The sequence below is a fragment of the Ruminococcus sporogenes genome, assembly GCF_054655175.1.
On record NZ_BAAHOA010000001.1, the window covers coordinates 333,064 to 350,309 of the forward strand.

A 17,246-nucleotide genomic window follows, 5' to 3' on the forward strand; every position below is an offset into this window, starting at 1 on the left:
CCGACTATAAAGAAGGAGAAATTTTTATGACAGGAGAACCTTTTATTCCGGAAACAATAATCGTGCATCTTGGCAGACCTGATGAGGACGCCAGAAACGTTACGGTCAGCTTTCCGGATTATGTGAAAAATGTGGCGAGCAGCGAGATTTTTCCTAACTGGCCTGAAAATGCGCTGAGAGCTAATATATATACTATCGTTACATTCGCTCTTAACCGCGTTTACACGGAATGGTACCGTTCAAAGGGATATGATTTTGATATTACGGATTCTACGCAATATGATCAGAAGTTTATATTCGGTCGTGAAGTTTTTGAAAATATAAGCAATATAGTAGACGAGATATTCAACGATTACATAGTACGTCAGGGAAATGTCGAGCCTCTTTTTGCACAGTTCTGCAACGGCACAACCGTAACCTGCGACGGGCTTTCTCAATGGGGAACGGTTGATCTTGCCGAAAGAGGCTATACGCCTTATCAGATTCTTCAATATTATTACGGGGAAGATATTAATATTGTTCAAAACGCGCCGATCTCCGCGGCAATTCCGTCTTTTCCTGAAATAGATCTCAAAACCGGTATACAGTCAAACGAGGTCAGAGACGTTCAGATTCGGCTGAACCGTATTTCAAGAAATTATCCGGCGATACCTAAAATACCGGTTACAGACGGTATTTATGACGACAGTACCGAGGAGGCGGTAAAAAAGTTTCAGGAAATTTTTAATCTTCCCGTAACCGGTACTGTCAATAAGGCTACATGGTATAAAATTATGTACATTTATACAAGCGTAAAAAAGCTTGCGGAGCTTAATTCCGAGGGTCTTAGCGTGGAGGATATTCAGAAGCAGTATATAACGGAGCTGAGCATAGGAATGCAGACTCCGGAGGTAAGAGTTCTTCAGTATTTTCTGGCGGTAATCGGCGCATATTACGCCGCCGTAATGCCCGTCGATATTACCGGTTATTTCGGAGAGCAGACGGAACGTTCTGTAAGGTCTTTCCAGCAGGTTTACGGTCTTCCGCAGACGGGAACGGTAGACAGGCAGACATGGGTTGATATTTACAGAGCCTACGAGGGCATCGTGGAATCCATACCGATTACGGACGGCTCCGATGTTATTCTATATCAGGGCAGAGTACTCAGAGAAGGCATGACGGGGGAGGATGTTAAAATTCTTCAGGAATATCTTTCGTTTATTAATCAGACATTTCCTAATATACCGGCAGTGGAGAATACGGGTTATTTCGGTCCGGTAACGCGTTCGTCTGTTCTTGCGTTTCAGCGGCAGTTCGATCTGCCGGTCAACGGAATAGTTGGAGGACCGACTTGGAACGAGATAGCGGGCGTTTATTCCGATTTAAAATATGGTTTTGACAAAAGGCCATATCAGAATCCCGGATATGTTATTCAGTGAGAGGGAGGAAATGTTAATTATGTTTAGCGACGAACAGCTTAGGCAGCATATAAGAGAGCTTCAGCAGTTTTTATTTGGAATTTCGCATTATAATGTGAGAATTCCTGTTATTATTCCTGATGGAATATACGGCCCGGAAACCGCGGGAGCTGTCAAAATATTTCAACAGGAATACGGGTTAATGCCGACGGGAGAAGTAGACAGGTATACATGGGATAAACTGGCAGACGTACACAGGGAGATTTTCATAAATATAATAAGACCGGACGCTTTCAGGAAAAATTCCTTGCTGATACCGGGCAGCGCAGGTCCGGTCGTTTATCTGGTTCAGGTCATGCTTAATACTATATCGGATAGGTATGATAATATTCCGCCGTCAGGTTTAACAGGTATATATGACGAGCCTACGGAAAAATCCGTTAATATGTTTAAGGAGGTAACAGGCGACCGCAATAATTACGAAGGGATCGACGCAGAATTATGGAATGAAATCGTTTCAGCGTTTAATAAACTGGTATAGCTAAAAAATCCTCCTAAATCATAGGAGGATTTTTACATTTTATGGATATAAATATTATTTGATAAGCGTTTTTGCCGTTTCTATAGCATCATATGAATTTATTGCGCCGTCGTATTTAACATTTTACATGAATAATAATTTACAAATTTCGAGTTATTTCTTTAATTGATGTTTACAATTTTTAAACGGCATGATATAATGTATTTATATAATAATCAAGGATTGTGCAGTATATAACTTTCGGGGGACGGCGGAATGTTTGCAAAAATCAATAGTCTTGGTCTTTTCGGACTTAACGCTTTCAGCGTAGATGTAGAAGTTGAAATAAGCAGGGGTATACCTGTTTTTGATATTGTAGGCCTGCCGGATTTGGTAGTCAGGGAAAGCAGAGAGCGCATAAAGGCTTCTATGAGGAGCTGCGGTATGGAGTTTCCCGTAGCGAGGGTAATGGTGAATCTTGCGCCGGCAGGAACCCGTAAAAGCGGATCTGTTCATGATACGGCAATTTTTATGGCGGTAATGAAAGCCGCGGGATATATAAACGCGGAGCTGGATAGCTTCTGCTTTATCGGAGAGCTTTCACTAAACGGAGATCTACGTCCTGTAAACGGCGTTCTGCCGATGGTTCTGCTTGCAAAGGAAGAGGGAATGAAAGGGGTATTCGTTCCTTCGGAAAACGCTTTTGAAGCGTCGGTAGCCGACGGCATTGATATTTACGGGGTTTCGGATATAAAAGAGCTGATAGAGCATTTTACAAGTTCCCGCCGTATAAAAAAATCCGGAAAATTCAAGCTGCCCGTCAGGGATAAAGGCTCTACTCTGGATTTTGCTGATGTTAAGGGCCAGCGAACGGCTAAGGCCGCTCTTGAAATTGCGGCCGCCGGAGGACATAACGCTCTTTTAATAGGTACTCCGGGAAGCGGAAAGAGCATGCTTGCAAAAAGAATGCCTTCTATTCTGCCGGATATGACCTTTGACGAGTCGATAGAAACGACAAAAATACATTCTATTTCCGGAATGCTTGATCCTGCTTCTCCGTTTGTGACTTCAAGACCGTTTAGGGCTCCTCATCATACGATTTCTTCAGCAGGGCTTGCAGGCGGAGGAACAATTCCTAAACCCGGTGAAATTTCCATTGCTCATAATGGTCTGCTTTTTCTGGACGAGCTTGCGGAATTTGACAGAAGGACTCTTGAAATACTTCGCCAGCCTCTTGAGGACGGCAGAGTGACTATTTCAAGAGCCTCCGGAACTGTCGTTTATCCTGCTTCAATAATGCTTATTGCGGCGATGAATCCTTGTCCCTGCGGATATTACGGGCATCCAAGCGGAAAATGCAGGTGCAGTCATAAGCAGGTGGCCAATTATCTTTCAAAGATTTCGGGACCTATGCTGGACAGATTCGATCTGCACATAGAGGTTGCTCCTGTCGAATTCAGCGATATATCGTCCGATAAGAAGGAGGAATCCTCGGCGGAGATCAGAAAAAGGGTTTCATCCGCAAGGGATATTCAGAATGAACGGTTTAAAGGAACCGGTATTACCTGCAATGCCAAAATAACTCCTGACCGTCTTAACGGTTTTTGCCCTATGGACGATAAGGCAAAAGCTTTTATAGGAATGGCCTTTGACCGTCTTGGATTATCTGCCAGAGCTTATGACAGGCTATTAAAAGTAGCAAGGACTATTTCGGATCTGAACGGCTGCGAAAAAATAGAGAAAGAACATATATCCGCCGCGATACAGTTTCGCAGTCTTGACAGAAAATACTGGAGCGGCGAAGAACAAAAGTAAAAAATTGAAAGGCAGCAAAATTTATGAAACCCATTTTAAAAAAATTCTCAGGCTTTTACAGGCGGCTTGATAAAGGCCTGCTGGTAGTTGTTACGGTTTGCTCGGTAATAAGCGTCGTGCTGCTGTATTCTCTTTATAAAAATGAAGTAGGCGGCATTGAAAGCGGCTATTATGTTACTCAGCTTGTTTCAACCGCACTCGGAATCGTCGTATGTCTTATAGTAGCTTCCATTGATTATCATACGCTGTCGAGGCTGTGGTTTTTATATGCTCCCGCGGCGCTTTTTCTTGTTCTGCTGACGTTTACAGGTCTTGGCCTTCAGAGAGCTGGTGCAGACGATAGGGCATGGCTTAATCTCGGATTTACAACAATACAGCCGTCGGAGCTTCTTAAGCTCGCTTTTATATTTACGTTTTCATTTCATCTGTCAAAGGACGAGGCCAATATTAACCGTCCGCTTCATCTTCTGCTGATTCTTATTCATGCGGCTGTGCCGATAGGTCTTATAGTCCTTCAGGGAGATTATGGAACGGCTATGGTATTTTTGGTTATGTTTATAATAATGCTGTTTTCTGCGGGACTTTCAATTAAATATATAATTGCGGCTATTGTTATAACGCCTCCGATAATTTATATCCTTTGGAATTATGTTTTGCAGTCGCTGCATAAAAATCGTATTCTTGTTCTGTTACACCCGGGTACGGATCCTATGGGTTTGGAATATCAACAGGATCTGGGACTTGCTTCTCTCGGAGCAGGCGGTCTTTTCGGAAAAGGTCTTTTCGGGGGGAATGATTACGTAGAGGTACCGGAAATACATAATGATTTTATTTTTGCTTATATAGGTCAGGTATTCGGATTTGTCGGAGCGATTGCCGTTATCATATTGCTTGCTTATATTTGCATTAAAATATTAAACGACAGCCGTAATACAATGGACAAGTTGGGAAAGCTTATATGCTTAGGGACCTTTGCGATGATTTTCACCCATTGTTTTATGAATATAGGCATGGTTTTAAAGGTGATGCCTGTTATCGGAATACCGCTTCCGTTTTTTAGCGCCGGAGGTACCGCCTTGGTAAGTATGTATGTATCTATAGGAATGGTGCTGAGCTGCTGCGCTCATAATAATAAGAAATACAGAATGTTTTACGATGAAGATTAAAGGATCTGATAATGGATACTAAAGATATAATAAAAAAGATTGCAAAGGTTCATGAAGCGACTACCGATGAGATTTCCGCTGTAATAAAAAACAGTGAAAACGACGGTTTCCTGTTTGAGTGCGCGGATAAAGTCAGAAGAGAGGCGTATGGAACAGATGTTTATATCAGAGGCTTAATAGAATTTACAAACTATTGTAAAAATAATTGCTTTTACTGCGGTATCAGGCGTGACAACAGGAATATTAAGCGATATCGGCTTTCAATAGATGAAATTATGGAATGCTGTGAAGAGGGATATAAGCTCGGCTTTCGCACCTTTGTGCTTCAGGGAGGCGAGGACGCGGGTTTTACTGACGATAAACTCTGTAATATGATATCAGGAATCAAAAAAAGATATTCTGACTGTGCAGTTACGCTTTCAATGGGAGAACGGACGGAGGAAAGCTATAAGCGTCTTTATGACAGCGGCGCGGACAGGTATCTTCTGCGTCATGAAACGGCTTCAAAGGAGCATTACGGCATGCTGCATCCACCTGAAATGTCTTTTGAAAGACGGATTGAATGTCTGAATAGTCTGAAAAAAATCGGTTTTCAGACAGGAGCCGGGTTTATGGTGGGCTCTCCTTTTCAGACAACTGAAAATCTTGTATCAGATCTGCTGTTTATAAAAAGCCTTAAGCCTGAAATGGTAGGCATAGGTCCATTTATACCTCATAGTGAAACTCCTTTTAAGGATTATCCTCAGGGATTGCTTCGCGATACTTTAATTATGGTGGCTCTTACAAGACTTATTCTTCCGAACGCTTTGATACCGTCGACAACGGCGCTCGGAACAATACATCCCGAGGGACGTGAGCTTGGATTAAAAGCGGGAGCAAACGTTGTTATGCCTAACCTTTCGCCCGTTAGATTCAGAAAGCTTTACGCGCTTTATGACAATAAGATATGTACCGGCGATGAATCCGCACAGTGCAGAATGTGCCTCGAGGGACGTGTAAAAGCCGCCGGATACAATATTGTAACGGATAGAGGTGACTGGCGTGCTCAATGAGTTTTCCAGAACGGAGCTGCTTTTGGGGGAAAAAAGCATGAATAAGCTTAGAAATTCTCATGTGGCTGTTTTCGGAATAGGAGGAGTAGGCTCTTATATCGCGGAGGGACTTGCAAGGTGCGGCGTTGGAAAGCTTACCCTTATTGATAACGACGAGGTTGTATTAACCAACCTTAATCGTCAGATTATCGCGCTTCATTCGACAATAGGAATGAAAAAAACAGACGCCGCGAAAAAAAGGATATTGGACATAAACCCAAATTCGGAGGTTTATGCTGTCGATTGCTTTTATACAGGCGGCGAGGTTGAATTAACGGAATTCGATTATATCGCCGACGCTATAGATACGGTCTCTTCAAAGCTTGCGCTGATTGAAAACGCATACAGGCTTGGAATTCCCATAATATCCTCTATGGGTACAGGCAATAAGCTTGATCCTTTAAGGCTTACCGTAACCGATATTTATGAAACACGGGTATGTCCGCTTGCAAAGGTTATGCGATATGAGCTGAAAAAAAGAAATGTAAAAAATCTTAAGGTAGTTTATTCTACTGAACAGCCATGCGCTCATAAAACAGAAAGCACGGAGGTTGCTTATAAAAGAAAGACGATCGGCAGCGTGTCTTTTGTGCCGTCCTGTGCCGGCTTGATAATTGCCGGAGAAATTATTAAGGATTTATGCTGAAAACAGTTGAAATTTTACCGGATTAATGGCATAATATATATAATTAAATTTCAGAGCTGCCAGAAAAGCTTACAGCGGCAGTTTCTTTCTGATTTAAAAAATATCCGATTAGGCAGACAGATTTTAAAATCTGCCAAAGGCGATTAAAACATGATAGGAGCTAATATATGGAACATCAGTTTTGCTTGATACTTGATTTCGGAGGACAGTATAATCAGCTTATTGCAAGAAGAGTCCGTGAATGCGGGGTTTATTGTGAAGTAAAAAGCTATAAGACCTCCATTGAAGAAATTAAGGCTTTAAATCCTGTGGGTATTATTTTTACAGGGGGACCAAACAGCGTTTATGATGAAAAGTCCCCTCATATAACAAAGGAAATCTTTGAACTGGGAATACCTATTCTGGGAATTTGTTACGGCTGTCAGCTGATGGCTGTTGCGCTGGGCGGCAGGGTTACAGCGTGCGTTACGTCGGAATATGGAAAAACGGAAACCTTTTATGATAAATCAAGCCGTATTTTCGGCGATATAGGCGAACTTCCGGACAAGGGTATTTCATGGATGAGTCATACTGATTACATATCTGAGATTCCGGAGGGGTTTAAAATTACGGCGCATACAGCCGACTGTCCTGCGGCGGCTATGGAAAACAATGAAAAAAAGCTGTATGCCGTTCAGTTTCATCCGGAGGTGAATCATACCGATTTCGGTCTTGAAATGATAGACGGCTTTTTAAAAAATGTGTGCGGCTGCCGCGGCGACTGGAGCATGAAAAATTATGCTAAGACTGCTATTGCACAGATTCGTGAGAAGGTAGGAAACGGTAAGGTGCTGCTGGCTTTATCTGGAGGAGTTGACAGCTCCGTAGCCGCCGCCCTGCTTGCAAAGGCTGTCGGAAATCAGCTTACATGCATTTTTGTTGATCATGGATTTATGCGTAAAAATGAAGGAGACGAGGTTGAAGCCGCATTTGAAGACAGCGGTATGAATTTTATAAGAGTTAACGCCAAGGAGCAGTTTATGTCTAAATTACGCGGAGTTTCGGATCCTGAAACAAAGCGAAAGACAATCGGAGAAGAATTTATACGTGTTTTTGAGCAGGAAGCAAAAAAAATCGGAAAGGTAGATTACCTTGTTCAGGGAACTATTTATCCGGATGTTATAGAAAGCGGAGCAGGAGATGCCGCGGTTATCAAATCCCATCATAATGTGGGAGGACTGCCGGATTACGTTGATTTCAAGGAAATAATAGAGCCTCTTAGAATGCTGTTTAAGGACGAGGTACGTCAGCTCGGTATCGAGCTTGGACTTTCAGAGGTTTTAGTTTGGCGTCAGCCGTTTCCGGGACCGGGACTTGCAATCAGGATTATCGGCGATATTACTGACGATAAGCTTGAAATCCTCAAGGATGCGGATTATATATTCCGTGAAGAAATTGCAAAAGCCGGTCTTGAACGCAGTATACATCAGTATTTTGCAGTTCTTACTAATATGCGTTCTGTTGGCGTAATGGGAGACAGCCGTACCTATGATTATACAGTTGCGCTGAGAGGCGTTACAACGACAGATTTTATGACCGCTGATTTTGCGAAGATTCCTTATGAGGTTTTAGAAATTGCAGCTTCAAGAATAGTTAACGAAGTTAAAAATGTAAATCGTATTGTTTATGATATAACTACAAAGCCGCCTGCTACTATTGAGTGGGAGTAAAATGAAACACCGTAAAAACCCAGTATTTATGCGGGTTTGCGGCACTTGAAGAAGTCTTTTGATAACAATTTGATAACAGTTATATCAGAGCGATTATTCTCGCTATCCAGTGGTTTGTGGGTAAGAGAATGATAAGAAATGGCTTTTAGATATAACAATCCATATTAGAACGCCCTTAGCTGTGGGGAACACGGCTAAGGGCGTTTTGTCGTGCTTAGATAAATTTATCGGAAAGAGAGGTTAATGATTTATTTATTTGTTTTAGAGCAGATAACTCATCTTTGATTTGGGGTTCAAGGCTTAAAATTTTATGGAGATAGTTTAAATCTACTTTATATTGTTCAGTAAAGGTTTGGTTGCAAGTAGAGTAACATATTTCAATATCCAACTCAGTTTCATTGAAGTTTGAAAAATCAAAGACAGTTCCAATATGTTGTTGTGGGGCAAGAAAAATGTTGTTTAGTTTGGAGATGTTAAAATCATCTATGTCAGATTGACCAGCTTTTTTCCAATCTAAATCGGGGGTGATTTTTAATGACAAAAGTTTTGCAGGGGAATTACCAAAGTTTTTGATAATTAAGTCATGGGTTATACTCGTTACACTTTTTTGAACATAAAATATGAGATTACCACGATTTTGCTCGAAATATTGTTTTTGCTGCTCATTTAGCTGTTTTTTCATTTCGGATAAATTTTTGTAAGTCAAAATGACCGCAATTATAGATGCTACTAATGCTAAGAAACTGACTACAATTCCTATGCATTGAAAAAGTGTTGAATGCCATTCAGCAGGTGTCATACTTGTTCTCCTTTTTAGTTAGTGTTTTAGGATTATTTATCTTTTAGGTGGTTTTTAAATGTTTCAGCAAGTGCGTCACTAAGTTCCTGTGAGGGTACTTTCGCCCAAAGCTGTGTGGTGTCGTACTTCGGGTAGTGGTAACGCCATTGGTCGTACTGTTCTCTGTCGATTTCTTCGGCGTTTAACTTGTCCGCCTGCTCTTTCCAAGCATAGAGCATTTTCAGCAATTCGGCAGCGTCCTTGCCTTTATCCTTGTTGACTTTCAGACAGACTTCACCGTCTGTTTCGCTAACAGTCAGACCGTAAATATCCTCAAGGGTAAATAAGGTGTGCATAAGTCCGATGTAGTTGTCAATGTCAGGAACATCAAGAGCCTGCGGTGCAACATTGAGAGCCTGTGCTAATGCGGAAGTAAGCTCTGCCTTTGGTTTCCGTGTTCCCGTTTCATACTGTGCTAAACGAACATCAGCACTTCTTTCAGGGAAGCCGACAGCCGTACCGAGATACTTCTGTGTCATTCCACGCATAAGTCTGAAAAAATGTATTCTTTCGCCGATAGCCATAATGTTTCACTCCTTGTTTATGTATCTGCAAATAGTATAAGAACTTGTCAAGCATCGGGTAGTATTTTCTTTGAAAATCTCCACCCTTTCCTGCTTGACAAAACCTTGTACTGAATGCAATTTCATTCTGCATTCAGTATAGCAGATATGTTTAGGGAAAGTCAATAGAAAATGAAACAAAAAAGTTTAATATTTTCTTTGCAACCACTTGACACAAACAAAAATGCTTAGTATAATCAGAATACAAAATTAAACTATTATGCTTAGTAAAAAGAAAGGAGGATTGTATGGAAAACAGATTTATCCGTGCAGATGATGTAGCACGGGAGCTTGATGTATCAAAGCCTTATGCTTACAAACTTATTCGACAATTAAATGAGGAATTGAAAGCAAAGGGTTTTGTTACGATTGCAGGGCGTGTAAACCGCCAGTATTTTTATGAAAGGCTCTACGGAGCAGGAAAGGAGAGTAAATAATGCCAGTATTCAAAAATGAGGACAACGGCACTTGGTATGTGATGGCTCGCTATGTGAATTGGAAAGGCGAACGCAAGCAGAAATGCAAGCGTGGATTTGCCACAAAGAAAGAAGCACAGGAATGGGAGCGAATGTTTCAGTTGCAAACTTCTTCCGACCTTGATATGAGTTTTGAAGCCTTTACAGAACTGTATATCAAGGATGTGAAAAATCGTCTGAAAGAAAACACTTGGCTGACAAAGGAGCATATCATTCGCACGAAGATACTGCCCTTTTTCGGTAAGTTGAAAATCAGCGAGATTAAAGGAGATTATCACTTGGCAGAATGAAATGCTTGCCTATCGTGACGAGAAGAAAAAGCCGTACTCTCAGACCTATCTGAAAACGCTGCATAATCAATTATCAGCTATTTTTAATCACGCTGTACGCTATTATGAGCTGCGTTCCAATCCTGCGGCAAAAGTGGGAAATATGGGGAGTGAGGAACACAAGGAAATGAAATTCTGGACAAAAGAAGAATATAAAAAGTTTGCCTTTGAGATGATGGATAAGCCTGTTTCCTTTTATGCTTTTGAAATGCTCTACTGGTGCGGCATTCGTGAGGGTGAGTTATTGGCTCTGACCGCCGCCGATTTCAACTTTGATAAGGAAACGGTTACAATTAACAAATCTTATCAGCGTTTACACGGCGAAGATGTGATTACCACGCCGAAAACAAAAAAGAGCAATCGCACGATTAAAATGCCGAAATTTCTCTGTGAGGAAATGCAGGAATATCTCGGTATGCTCTACGGCTTGAAAAAGAAAGACCGTATCTTTACAGTAACGAAAAGTTATCTTCATCACGAGATGGATAGAGGGGCAAAAGCCGCAGGCGTGAAGCGTATTCGCATTCACGATTTGAGGCATAGTCACATTAGTTTGCTGATTGATATGGGATTTTCTGCGGTGGCGATAGCAGACCGTGTCGGACACGAAAGTATTGAAATCACTTATCAGTACGCTCACTTATTTCCGTCAAAGCAGACGGAAATGGCAAATAAATTAGATGACTTGGGGAAAGGAGATTTTTAAAATGTCAGCGAAAAACAGAGATGGTAAAAACAGATGGAGAAATATCACAGTAGGGTTTCGGGTATCGCCCGAAGAAAATGAACTCATTAACAAAGCGGTAGCATTATCAGGATTGCCGAAGCAGGAATACTGTTATCGCCGCTGTTTAAATCAAGATGTGGTAGTACAGGGGAATCCGAGAGTATATAAGGCTCTGAAACAGGAACTTGCAGCCGTCATTGCAGAGCTACAAAGGATTGAAGCAGGAAACGGTGTAGATGAGGAATTGCTGAATATAATTGAATTGATTGCCGTTATCCTCGGAGGAATGAAAGGAGATGGGGAGAATGGAGAATAAAAAAGAAATGACCACTCCGAATGTATCTGCGGCAACAGATACGGAGCAGTCACTTTCTAAATGTACTGACAATAGTATAACCGATAAAACCGTGAACTTCAATACTTTCAGCGAAAAAGGCGGTGGTTATAATGGCTGAACTTAAAATTCTGAATATGGACGAAATATCTGTTACCGAAGTCGAATGGCTTTGGTATCCATATATCCCTTACGGAAAGATAACCATTATTCACGGCGACCCCGGTGATGGTAAAACAATGATGATTTTACAATTAGCGTCTATCTTGTCAAGGGGCGATAAGCTGCCTTGTGATGATACGGAGCGTGAGCCGATAAAAATTATTTACCAAACCGCAGAGGACGGACTCAGCGATACAATTAAGCCTCGTCTGCTTGCAGGCAATGCCGATTGTACGCAAATCAAGGTAATCGACGAGTCGGAAGCTGCTCTCTCAATGCTTGATGAAAGAGTGGAGAAGGCAATTATTGAAACGGGTGCAAAGGTAATTATTTTAGACCCCGTACAAGCGTATATCGGTGCTCAAATTGATATGAACAGAGCAAACGAAGTTCGCAATGTTCTTTCACAGTTAGGTCGAGTAGCAGAAAAACACGGATGTGCCGTTATCCTTGTCGGTCACTTAAATAAAGTACAGGGCGGCAAAGCAAATTACAGAGGTCTTGGCTCAATCGACTTTCAAGCAACGGCACGAAGCGTACTCATTGTCGGCAGGCTCAAGGAAAACAAGGAAGTACGAGTAGTTGCACACGAAAAATCCTCTCTTGCACCTGAAGGCAAGCCTATCGCCTTTGAACTGAATAAAGAAACAGGATTTGTGTGGAAAGGTCATTATGATATTTCTATCGACGATTTATTAAACGGTGTCAGCCGTGAAAAGAAATCCGAACAGGCAGAGAATTTAATAATGGATTGTCTGTCAAACGGAAAATATCCACAACAGAGTATATTGAAGAAAGCACAGAATATCGGCATCTCGAAAAGGGTGCTTGATGAAGCGAAAAAATCTCTCGGTGTTAAGTCAACAAAGGAAGGCAGCGGATGGTATTGGGAACTTCCCGAAGAAAAAGAAGCAGACAGCTTTTAAGGTTGCAACATTGCAAAGGTGTGGAACAAGTGCAATCTTGCAATGTTCTTTTTCGGTGGGTGGTGAGCGATATGAAAGTTTAGCGGAGTGTGCAGAGAGTGCCTTTTCAAAGGCGGCTCTTTGCCCTTCGGAGAACGCAAAACCTGCTTGCAGGTTGCATTTTTGATAGGCTTGCCTGTCAAAAGTGCTTTTGCGTTACTTTCGCAGAAAGTAACAAAGGCTCGCCGCAAGCGGCGGAATGGAAAGGAAGTGATTTTATCCAACGGACGATTAGTGCAATGGTCGGGAAAGGCTCGGTCAATCACAACAGCCGTAAATTCAAAGCGGAAAATGTGAACGCTGACCGTTCCCACCTCAATATAGATTACTGTAACGAGAACATTAAAAAAGTTTATCACGAACTATTTGATGAAGCACTTGAAAGGTACAACGACAAGCAAACAAGAGCAGACCGCCGCATTGATGATTATTATGAGAAGATACGGAACTCAAAGCAGGAAAAGCCATTCCACGAATTGATTCTGCAGATAGGCGATAAGGAAAATATGAGTGCGGAAAGCGAAAACGGACAACTTGCAAGGCAGATTTTAGATGAGTATTATCGTGGCTTTCAAGAGAGAAATCCGTACCTTAAAGTGTTTTCTGCTCATCTGCATTTGGACGAAGCAACACCACATCTGCACATTGATTTTGTACCGTTTACAAGAGGCAGTAAGCGTGGTCTTGATACAAGAGTGTCGCTGAAACAGGCTCTTGCCGCACAGGGATTTAAGGGCGGCAGCCGTGGCAATACGGAGTGGTCACAATGGGTACAATCCGAAAAAGAGCAGCTTGCTTGTGTTATGGAACGGTACGGTATTGAGTGGGAGCAGAAAGGCACACACGAAAAGCACTTATCTGTTTTGGATTATAAAAAGCAGGAACGAGCAGCTGAAATTCAGCGATTAGAAAGTAAAATTGAGAAAAAACAGACGGAGTTTGATGTACTATCAAAGCGTATCAAAAACTTTGATAAAGGGGCAGCTTCACTCTCACAAATGCAAGAAGCATTGGATAACGCTCCTGAGTACCAACTGCCAGAGCCACAAGGTTTTATGACGGCAAAAAATTACAAGAGTAAAATAGTCGAGCCGTTATTTAAGAAGCTGAAATCTCTTGTCAAAACACTTATGGTAAGGTGCTTTCAGGCGGTTGATGATTACCAAAGGCTTAATCAGGCAAACGCAAGTCTGTATAGAAGTAATGAACGGCTAAAAGAACAAAATAAGCAGTTGACAGCCGATAATAATCGCTTGCGGGAGGAAATTAAGGACTATAAGCTGTTACGGAAAGCTTTTGGAAGTCGGCAGATTGACAGCCTGTTAGAACAGGCAAGGCTGTCTAAACAGCGTGGTACACGCTTTAAAAATAAAGAAAATGAAAGGTAGGAAAACAAAATGACAAAGACAATTTTTGAAGAAATGGGTGGCACTTATGTACGGCAAGGGGATTATTTTATCCCCTGCCTTACCTTACCCGCCGAAAAAGAAACAGTTATCGGTGTTTGGGGGCAGCAACATTTGCGGTATTTGAAAAAATACCGCAGGATTACATACATCGACCTACTTACAAGCAATAGGCTTAATTCCTATCTTGCAGACATTGATAGGCAAGCACAGGAACGCTTTGAACTACTTGCAGAGCAGATGAAAACGGTGCAGGGTATCACAGAGCAGTTAAAGGCAAAAAACGCTTTAGAATGGGTGCAGATAATGAATAACATTCGGACGTGTGCAAGAGAGATTGTAGAGGTGGAAATCATCTTTGCATAAGACAAAAGCGGCAGGGAGAAATCTCTGCCGCCTATTGACTTTTCATTTTATTATAACTATAATTAAATCGGTTGATGTAAATCAAGCGATTTAGAAAAGAAAGGAACAACAATATGCCGCCAAAAGCAAAATTTTCAAGAGAAGAAATTATAGATGCCGCAATAAATATTGTTCGAGAGGACGGATTTGATGCCTTAACTTCCAGAGCATTGGGAACAAAACTGGGGAGTTCGGCTCGTCCTATTTTTACGGTATTTCAAAATATGGAAGAAGTACAGCAGGTGGTCATTATAACTGCTAAGCAAAAATATAGAGAATATATTTCCAAAGGATTGTCGCAGGACTTGGCATTTAAAGGCGTTGGAATGGAATATATCCTTTTTTCAATCAATGAGCCAAAGCTGTTTCAGCTTCTTTTTATGACAGAGCAACCGCAAATTCCTGATTTAACGGGTGTGCTGCCCTTAATAGATGACAGCTATGAGCAAATTTTACGGTCTATTCAGAGTGGTTATGGAATTGATAAGTCTTCTGCCGAAATACTGTATCGTCATCTATGGATATATACACACGGTATCGCCACACTCTGTGCCACTAATATGTGCCGTTTCACTGATGAGGAAATCGGCAGTATGATACGACAGGTTTGTATCAGTATTCTAAAAAGTATAAAGGCGGGAAGCATAGATGATTGAGGTTAAAGAGATTATCAAGTCTTACGGAAACAGCGACAATAAAATTCAGGTGTTAAAAGGGATAAGCCTTAAGATAAAAGACGGAGATTTTGCTGTTATTTTAGGAGCATCAGGCTCAGGAAAGTCAACTTTTCTAAATGTAGTTTCGGGACTTGAATACCCTGACAGCGGCAAAGTGCTGTATGACGGTACGGATATTACAACGCTTTCTGATAAGGAATTGACCTTATTCCGCAAAGAAAATGTCGGTTTCATTTTTCAGCAGTATTATTTGCTGCCCAATATGAGTGTCGATAAAAATGTAAAAATGGGTGCTGATTTAGGACGGAATAAAGCGTATCGAAATATCATTGAAGCAGTCGGTCTTGGCGAAAAGCTACATAAATATCCGAGCGAACTTTCGGGCGGCGAACAGCAGAGAGTTTCCGTTGCCAGAGCATTGGCGAAAAAGCCAAAGGTGTTGTTCCTTGATGAGCCGACAGGTGCATTAGATGAGCAAACAGGACGACAGGTGCTTGATTATATCTGCAAACTTCAAAAGAAATATGGCTTTACAATTGTAATGGTAACGCACAATTTGAATATTGCAGAAATGGCAACTACCGTTATAAAAATGAACAGCGGGAAAGTAACTGAAATATATACAAATAAAATACAAAAAACCGCTTACGAGATTGGTTGGTGATAATATGCTGATTGGAATTAAAAATGTTTCAAAACTCATCGGCATTTCTATTATTGCCTGCTGTGCCGTACTTGTGTGTACAATGTTTTTGAATTTTTATTTTGATATTCAGTTGATTGAAAATGAAATAACATCTGAATTGTCAATGGTTTTTTATAATGCTCAGGTTTCTACCGCAAAAGTTGTTTGCCTCGTAAGTGGTGGGTGTTTGCTTTTAACTTCGGTTATTATGCTGTTTTTTTATATTAAGCATTATATTGATACACACAAGAAAGAACTTGGAATACTGAAAGCGTTAGGATATTCCAATCTTAAAATTGCAAAAAACTTTTGGGTATTCGGAATCAGTGCTTTTATCGGAACAGCGGTTGGATTTGGCGGAGCATTTCTCATAATGCCGTGGTTTTATGCTTTGCAAAATGAAGATAAAATACTTCCTGAGATAACGATAAATTTTCATTCGAGTCTTTTACTTTATTTTGTGGTATTGCCGACCGTGTGCTTTTCGGTGCTTTCGATTTGCTACGCTTGGCATAAATTGAAAAAGCCGGTGTTGCTGCTTCTAAAAGATAATCTGCAAGCGGTTTCTAAAACGCCAAGATATAGAATAGAAACAAGCAAAGAAATTTCATTTATAGATGATTTGAAAAGGAATACCTTGAAATCTAAAAAGACACTTGTGTTTTTCATCATTTTTGCTTCCTTTTGTTTTTCTGCGATGACGCAGATGTCCTTCAGTATGAAAGATTTGTCAAGTGAAATGATGGGTGTAATGATGTTGGTCATCGGACTTGTATTAGCGTTTACAACCTTGTTTCTCGCTATAACTACAGTAATAAACGGGAATACAAAAACGATTGCTATGATGAGGGTGTTTGGTTATTCACAAAAAGAGTGTTGCAGGGCAATTCTCGGCGGTTACAGACCAATGTCCTATATTGGCTTTGTAATCGGCACAGTGTATCAGTATGGATTGCTTCGACTTATGGTGGATGTCGTATTTAAAGATATGGGGGGCGTACCCGTTTATAAATTTGACTTTCCCATTATGCTTATTTCGCTTGCTGTTTTCATCTTTGTTTATGAGATGACAATGTATATTTACTCTGAAAAGATTAAAAAAATCTCTGTGAAAGAAATAATGATTGAATAGCGGGAGCGAACTATGAAGAATAAATGGATATATTGCCCTATTTGCGGTGGGAAAACACACACAATGGTACGAGAAGATACAGAACTGAAAAATTTCCCTTTATACTGCCCGAAATGTAAGCAGGAAACACTTATCAATGTCAAAAATATGAAGATTTCACTTTTAGATGGTAAATCATAAAGTTGAAATTACATAGAAATTTT

At 41.0% G+C, this 17,246-nt stretch carries 19 protein-coding genes and 1 pseudogene; 18 read left to right on the plus strand and 2 right to left on the minus strand.

Features of this window, described 5'->3' with window-relative positions:
- Positions 1 to 26: 26 nt before the first annotated feature.
- The 7 genes from ACYQ0N_RS01710 to guaA all read left to right on the plus strand — a co-directional run bounded on the left by ACYQ0N_RS01710 (position 27) and on the right by guaA (position 8,344).
- Positions 27 to 1,418, plus strand: coding sequence for a peptidoglycan-binding domain-containing protein (locus tag ACYQ0N_RS01710; RefSeq protein WP_177532391.1), 1,392 nt, complete (start codon positions 27 to 29; stop codon positions 1,416 to 1,418).
- 19 nt (positions 1,419 to 1,437) lie between these two features.
- Positions 1,438 to 1,938, plus strand: a complete 501-nt coding sequence (locus ACYQ0N_RS01715; RefSeq protein WP_460161685.1) for a peptidoglycan-binding domain-containing protein — start codon at positions 1,438 to 1,440, stop codon at positions 1,936 to 1,938.
- A gap of 255 nt (positions 1,939 to 2,193) precedes the next feature.
- Complete coding sequence (locus ACYQ0N_RS01720; RefSeq protein WP_460161686.1) at positions 2,194 to 3,732, plus strand: YifB family Mg chelatase-like AAA ATPase; 1,539 nt, start codon at positions 2,194 to 2,196, stop codon at positions 3,730 to 3,732.
- A 23-nt stretch (positions 3,733 to 3,755) separates the two neighbouring features.
- Entirely contained in the window at positions 3,756 to 4,898 is a 1,143-nt protein-coding gene (locus ACYQ0N_RS01725; RefSeq protein ID WP_177532394.1) for an FtsW/RodA/SpoVE family cell cycle protein, read from the plus strand.
- Between the two features lie 11 nt (positions 4,899 to 4,909).
- Complete coding sequence (gene hydE, locus ACYQ0N_RS01730; protein ID WP_460161687.1) at positions 4,910 to 5,950, plus strand: [FeFe] hydrogenase H-cluster radical SAM maturase HydE; 1,041 nt, start codon at positions 4,910 to 4,912, stop codon at positions 5,948 to 5,950.
- Entirely contained in the window at positions 5,940 to 6,635 is a 696-nt protein-coding gene (locus ACYQ0N_RS01735) for a tRNA threonylcarbamoyladenosine dehydratase (protein ID WP_460161688.1), read from the plus strand. The genes hydE and ACYQ0N_RS01735 overlap by 11 nt, the downstream gene beginning before the upstream one ends.
- A 167-nt stretch (positions 6,636 to 6,802) precedes the next feature.
- The gene (guaA, locus tag ACYQ0N_RS01740) at positions 6,803 to 8,344 is read left to right on the plus strand and encodes a glutamine-hydrolyzing GMP synthase (protein WP_177532397.1); all 1,542 of its coding nucleotides are present in this window, start codon (positions 6,803 to 6,805) and stop codon (positions 8,342 to 8,344) included.
- A 214-nt stretch (positions 8,345 to 8,558) separates the two neighbouring features.
- On the opposite strand, the gene ACYQ0N_RS01745 is transcribed toward guaA, so the two are convergent.
- Complete coding sequence (locus ACYQ0N_RS01745; protein ID WP_444442598.1) at positions 8,559 to 9,143, minus strand: hypothetical protein; 585 nt, start codon at positions 9,141 to 9,143, stop codon at positions 8,559 to 8,561.
- A 32-nt stretch (positions 9,144 to 9,175) separates the two neighbouring features.
- Complete coding sequence (locus tag ACYQ0N_RS01750; protein WP_444442599.1) at positions 9,176 to 9,706, minus strand: helix-turn-helix domain-containing protein; 531 nt, start codon at positions 9,704 to 9,706, stop codon at positions 9,176 to 9,178.
- A 287-nt stretch (positions 9,707 to 9,993) separates the two neighbouring features.
- On the opposite strand from ACYQ0N_RS01750, the gene ACYQ0N_RS01755 reads away from it, so the two are divergent.
- From ACYQ0N_RS01755 to ACYQ0N_RS01805, 11 genes and pseudogenes are all read left to right on the plus strand, one after another.
- Positions 9,994 to 10,182 carry a LysR family transcriptional regulator gene (locus ACYQ0N_RS01755; protein WP_444442600.1) on the plus strand — a complete coding sequence of 63 codons (189 nt, stop codon included), beginning with the start codon at positions 9,994 to 9,996 and terminating at the stop codon, positions 10,180 to 10,182.
- A pseudogene (locus ACYQ0N_RS01760) lies at positions 10,182 to 11,256 on the plus strand (site-specific integrase). The gene ACYQ0N_RS01755 and the pseudogene ACYQ0N_RS01760 overlap by 1 nt, the downstream one beginning before the upstream one ends.
- Position 11,257: 1 nt before the next feature.
- Positions 11,258 to 11,593 carry a plasmid mobilization protein gene (locus tag ACYQ0N_RS01765; protein WP_444442602.1) on the plus strand — a complete coding sequence of 112 codons (336 nt, stop codon included), beginning with the start codon at positions 11,258 to 11,260 and terminating at the stop codon, positions 11,591 to 11,593.
- Complete coding sequence (locus ACYQ0N_RS01770; protein ID WP_444442603.1) at positions 11,583 to 11,732, plus strand: hypothetical protein; 150 nt, start codon at positions 11,583 to 11,585, stop codon at positions 11,730 to 11,732. The genes ACYQ0N_RS01765 and ACYQ0N_RS01770 overlap by 11 nt, the downstream gene beginning before the upstream one ends.
- Positions 11,725 to 12,699: an AAA family ATPase gene (locus tag ACYQ0N_RS01775; RefSeq protein ID WP_444442604.1), complete on the plus strand. Its 975-nt coding sequence runs from the start codon at positions 11,725 to 11,727 to the stop codon at positions 12,697 to 12,699. The genes ACYQ0N_RS01770 and ACYQ0N_RS01775 overlap by 8 nt, the downstream gene beginning before the upstream one ends.
- A 278-nt stretch (positions 12,700 to 12,977) precedes the next feature.
- Positions 12,978 to 14,126 carry a plasmid recombination protein gene (locus tag ACYQ0N_RS01780; RefSeq protein WP_444442605.1) on the plus strand — a complete coding sequence of 383 codons (1,149 nt, stop codon included), beginning with the start codon at positions 12,978 to 12,980 and terminating at the stop codon, positions 14,124 to 14,126.
- A 9-nt stretch (positions 14,127 to 14,135) separates the two neighbouring features.
- The gene (locus ACYQ0N_RS01785) at positions 14,136 to 14,510 is read left to right on the plus strand and encodes a TnpV protein (RefSeq protein ID WP_460161689.1); all 375 of its coding nucleotides are present in this window, start codon (positions 14,136 to 14,138) and stop codon (positions 14,508 to 14,510) included.
- A 113-nt stretch (positions 14,511 to 14,623) separates the two neighbouring features.
- Positions 14,624 to 15,205 carry a TetR/AcrR family transcriptional regulator gene (locus ACYQ0N_RS01790; protein ID WP_460161690.1) on the plus strand — a complete coding sequence of 194 codons (582 nt, stop codon included), beginning with the start codon at positions 14,624 to 14,626 and terminating at the stop codon, positions 15,203 to 15,205.
- Positions 15,198 to 15,890: an ABC transporter ATP-binding protein gene (locus tag ACYQ0N_RS01795; protein WP_460161691.1), complete on the plus strand. Its 693-nt coding sequence runs from the start codon at positions 15,198 to 15,200 to the stop codon at positions 15,888 to 15,890. Before ACYQ0N_RS01790 ends, ACYQ0N_RS01795 begins: the two co-directional genes overlap by 8 nt.
- A gap of 4 nt (positions 15,891 to 15,894) precedes the next feature.
- Positions 15,895 to 17,043, plus strand: a complete 1,149-nt coding sequence (locus tag ACYQ0N_RS01800) for an ABC transporter permease (protein WP_460161692.1) — start codon at positions 15,895 to 15,897, stop codon at positions 17,041 to 17,043.
- Positions 17,044 to 17,055: 12 nt separating this feature from the next.
- Entirely contained in the window at positions 17,056 to 17,223 is a 168-nt protein-coding gene (locus tag ACYQ0N_RS01805; RefSeq protein ID WP_460161693.1) for a cysteine-rich KTR domain-containing protein, read from the plus strand.
- Positions 17,224 to 17,246 lie beyond the last annotated feature (23 nt).

Bases quoted from the DNA above. Each gene is read 5' to 3' on its own strand.
- guaA (WP_177532397.1), top strand. From the start codon at position 6,803: ATGGAACATCAGTTTTGCTTGATACTTGATTTCGGAGGACAGTATAAT.
- ACYQ0N_RS01770 (WP_444442603.1), top strand. From the start codon at position 11,583: ATGGAGAATAAAAAAGAAATGACCACTCCGAATGTATCTGCGGCAACA.
- ACYQ0N_RS01710 (WP_177532391.1), top strand. From the start codon at position 27: ATGACAGGAGAACCTTTTATTCCGGAAACAATAATCGTGCATCTTGGC.
- ACYQ0N_RS01795 (WP_460161691.1), top strand. From the start codon at position 15,198: ATGATTGAGGTTAAAGAGATTATCAAGTCTTACGGAAACAGCGACAAT.
- ACYQ0N_RS01790 (WP_460161690.1), top strand. From the start codon at position 14,624: ATGCCGCCAAAAGCAAAATTTTCAAGAGAAGAAATTATAGATGCCGCA.
- ACYQ0N_RS01755 (WP_444442600.1), top strand. From the start codon at position 9,994: ATGGAAAACAGATTTATCCGTGCAGATGATGTAGCACGGGAGCTTGAT.
- ACYQ0N_RS01775 (WP_444442604.1), top strand. From the start codon at position 11,725: ATGGCTGAACTTAAAATTCTGAATATGGACGAAATATCTGTTACCGAA.
- hydE (WP_460161687.1), top strand. From the start codon at position 4,910: ATGGATACTAAAGATATAATAAAAAAGATTGCAAAGGTTCATGAAGCG.
- ACYQ0N_RS01780 (WP_444442605.1), top strand. From the start codon at position 12,978: ATGGTCGGGAAAGGCTCGGTCAATCACAACAGCCGTAAATTCAAAGCG.
- ACYQ0N_RS01765 (WP_444442602.1), top strand. From the start codon at position 11,258: ATGTCAGCGAAAAACAGAGATGGTAAAAACAGATGGAGAAATATCACA.
- ACYQ0N_RS01745 (WP_444442598.1), bottom strand. From the start codon at position 9,143: ATGACACCTGCTGAATGGCATTCAACACTTTTTCAATGCATAGGAATT.
- ACYQ0N_RS01715 (WP_460161685.1), top strand. From the start codon at position 1,438: ATGTTTAGCGACGAACAGCTTAGGCAGCATATAAGAGAGCTTCAGCAG.
- ACYQ0N_RS01805 (WP_460161693.1), top strand. From the start codon at position 17,056: ATGAAGAATAAATGGATATATTGCCCTATTTGCGGTGGGAAAACACAC.
- ACYQ0N_RS01725 (WP_177532394.1), top strand. From the start codon at position 3,756: ATGAAACCCATTTTAAAAAAATTCTCAGGCTTTTACAGGCGGCTTGAT.
- ACYQ0N_RS01800 (WP_460161692.1), top strand. From the start codon at position 15,895: ATGCTGATTGGAATTAAAAATGTTTCAAAACTCATCGGCATTTCTATT.
- ACYQ0N_RS01720 (WP_460161686.1), top strand. From the start codon at position 2,194: ATGTTTGCAAAAATCAATAGTCTTGGTCTTTTCGGACTTAACGCTTTC.
- ACYQ0N_RS01785 (WP_460161689.1), top strand. From the start codon at position 14,136: ATGACAAAGACAATTTTTGAAGAAATGGGTGGCACTTATGTACGGCAA.
- ACYQ0N_RS01750 (WP_444442599.1), bottom strand. From the start codon at position 9,706: ATGGCTATCGGCGAAAGAATACATTTTTTCAGACTTATGCGTGGAATG.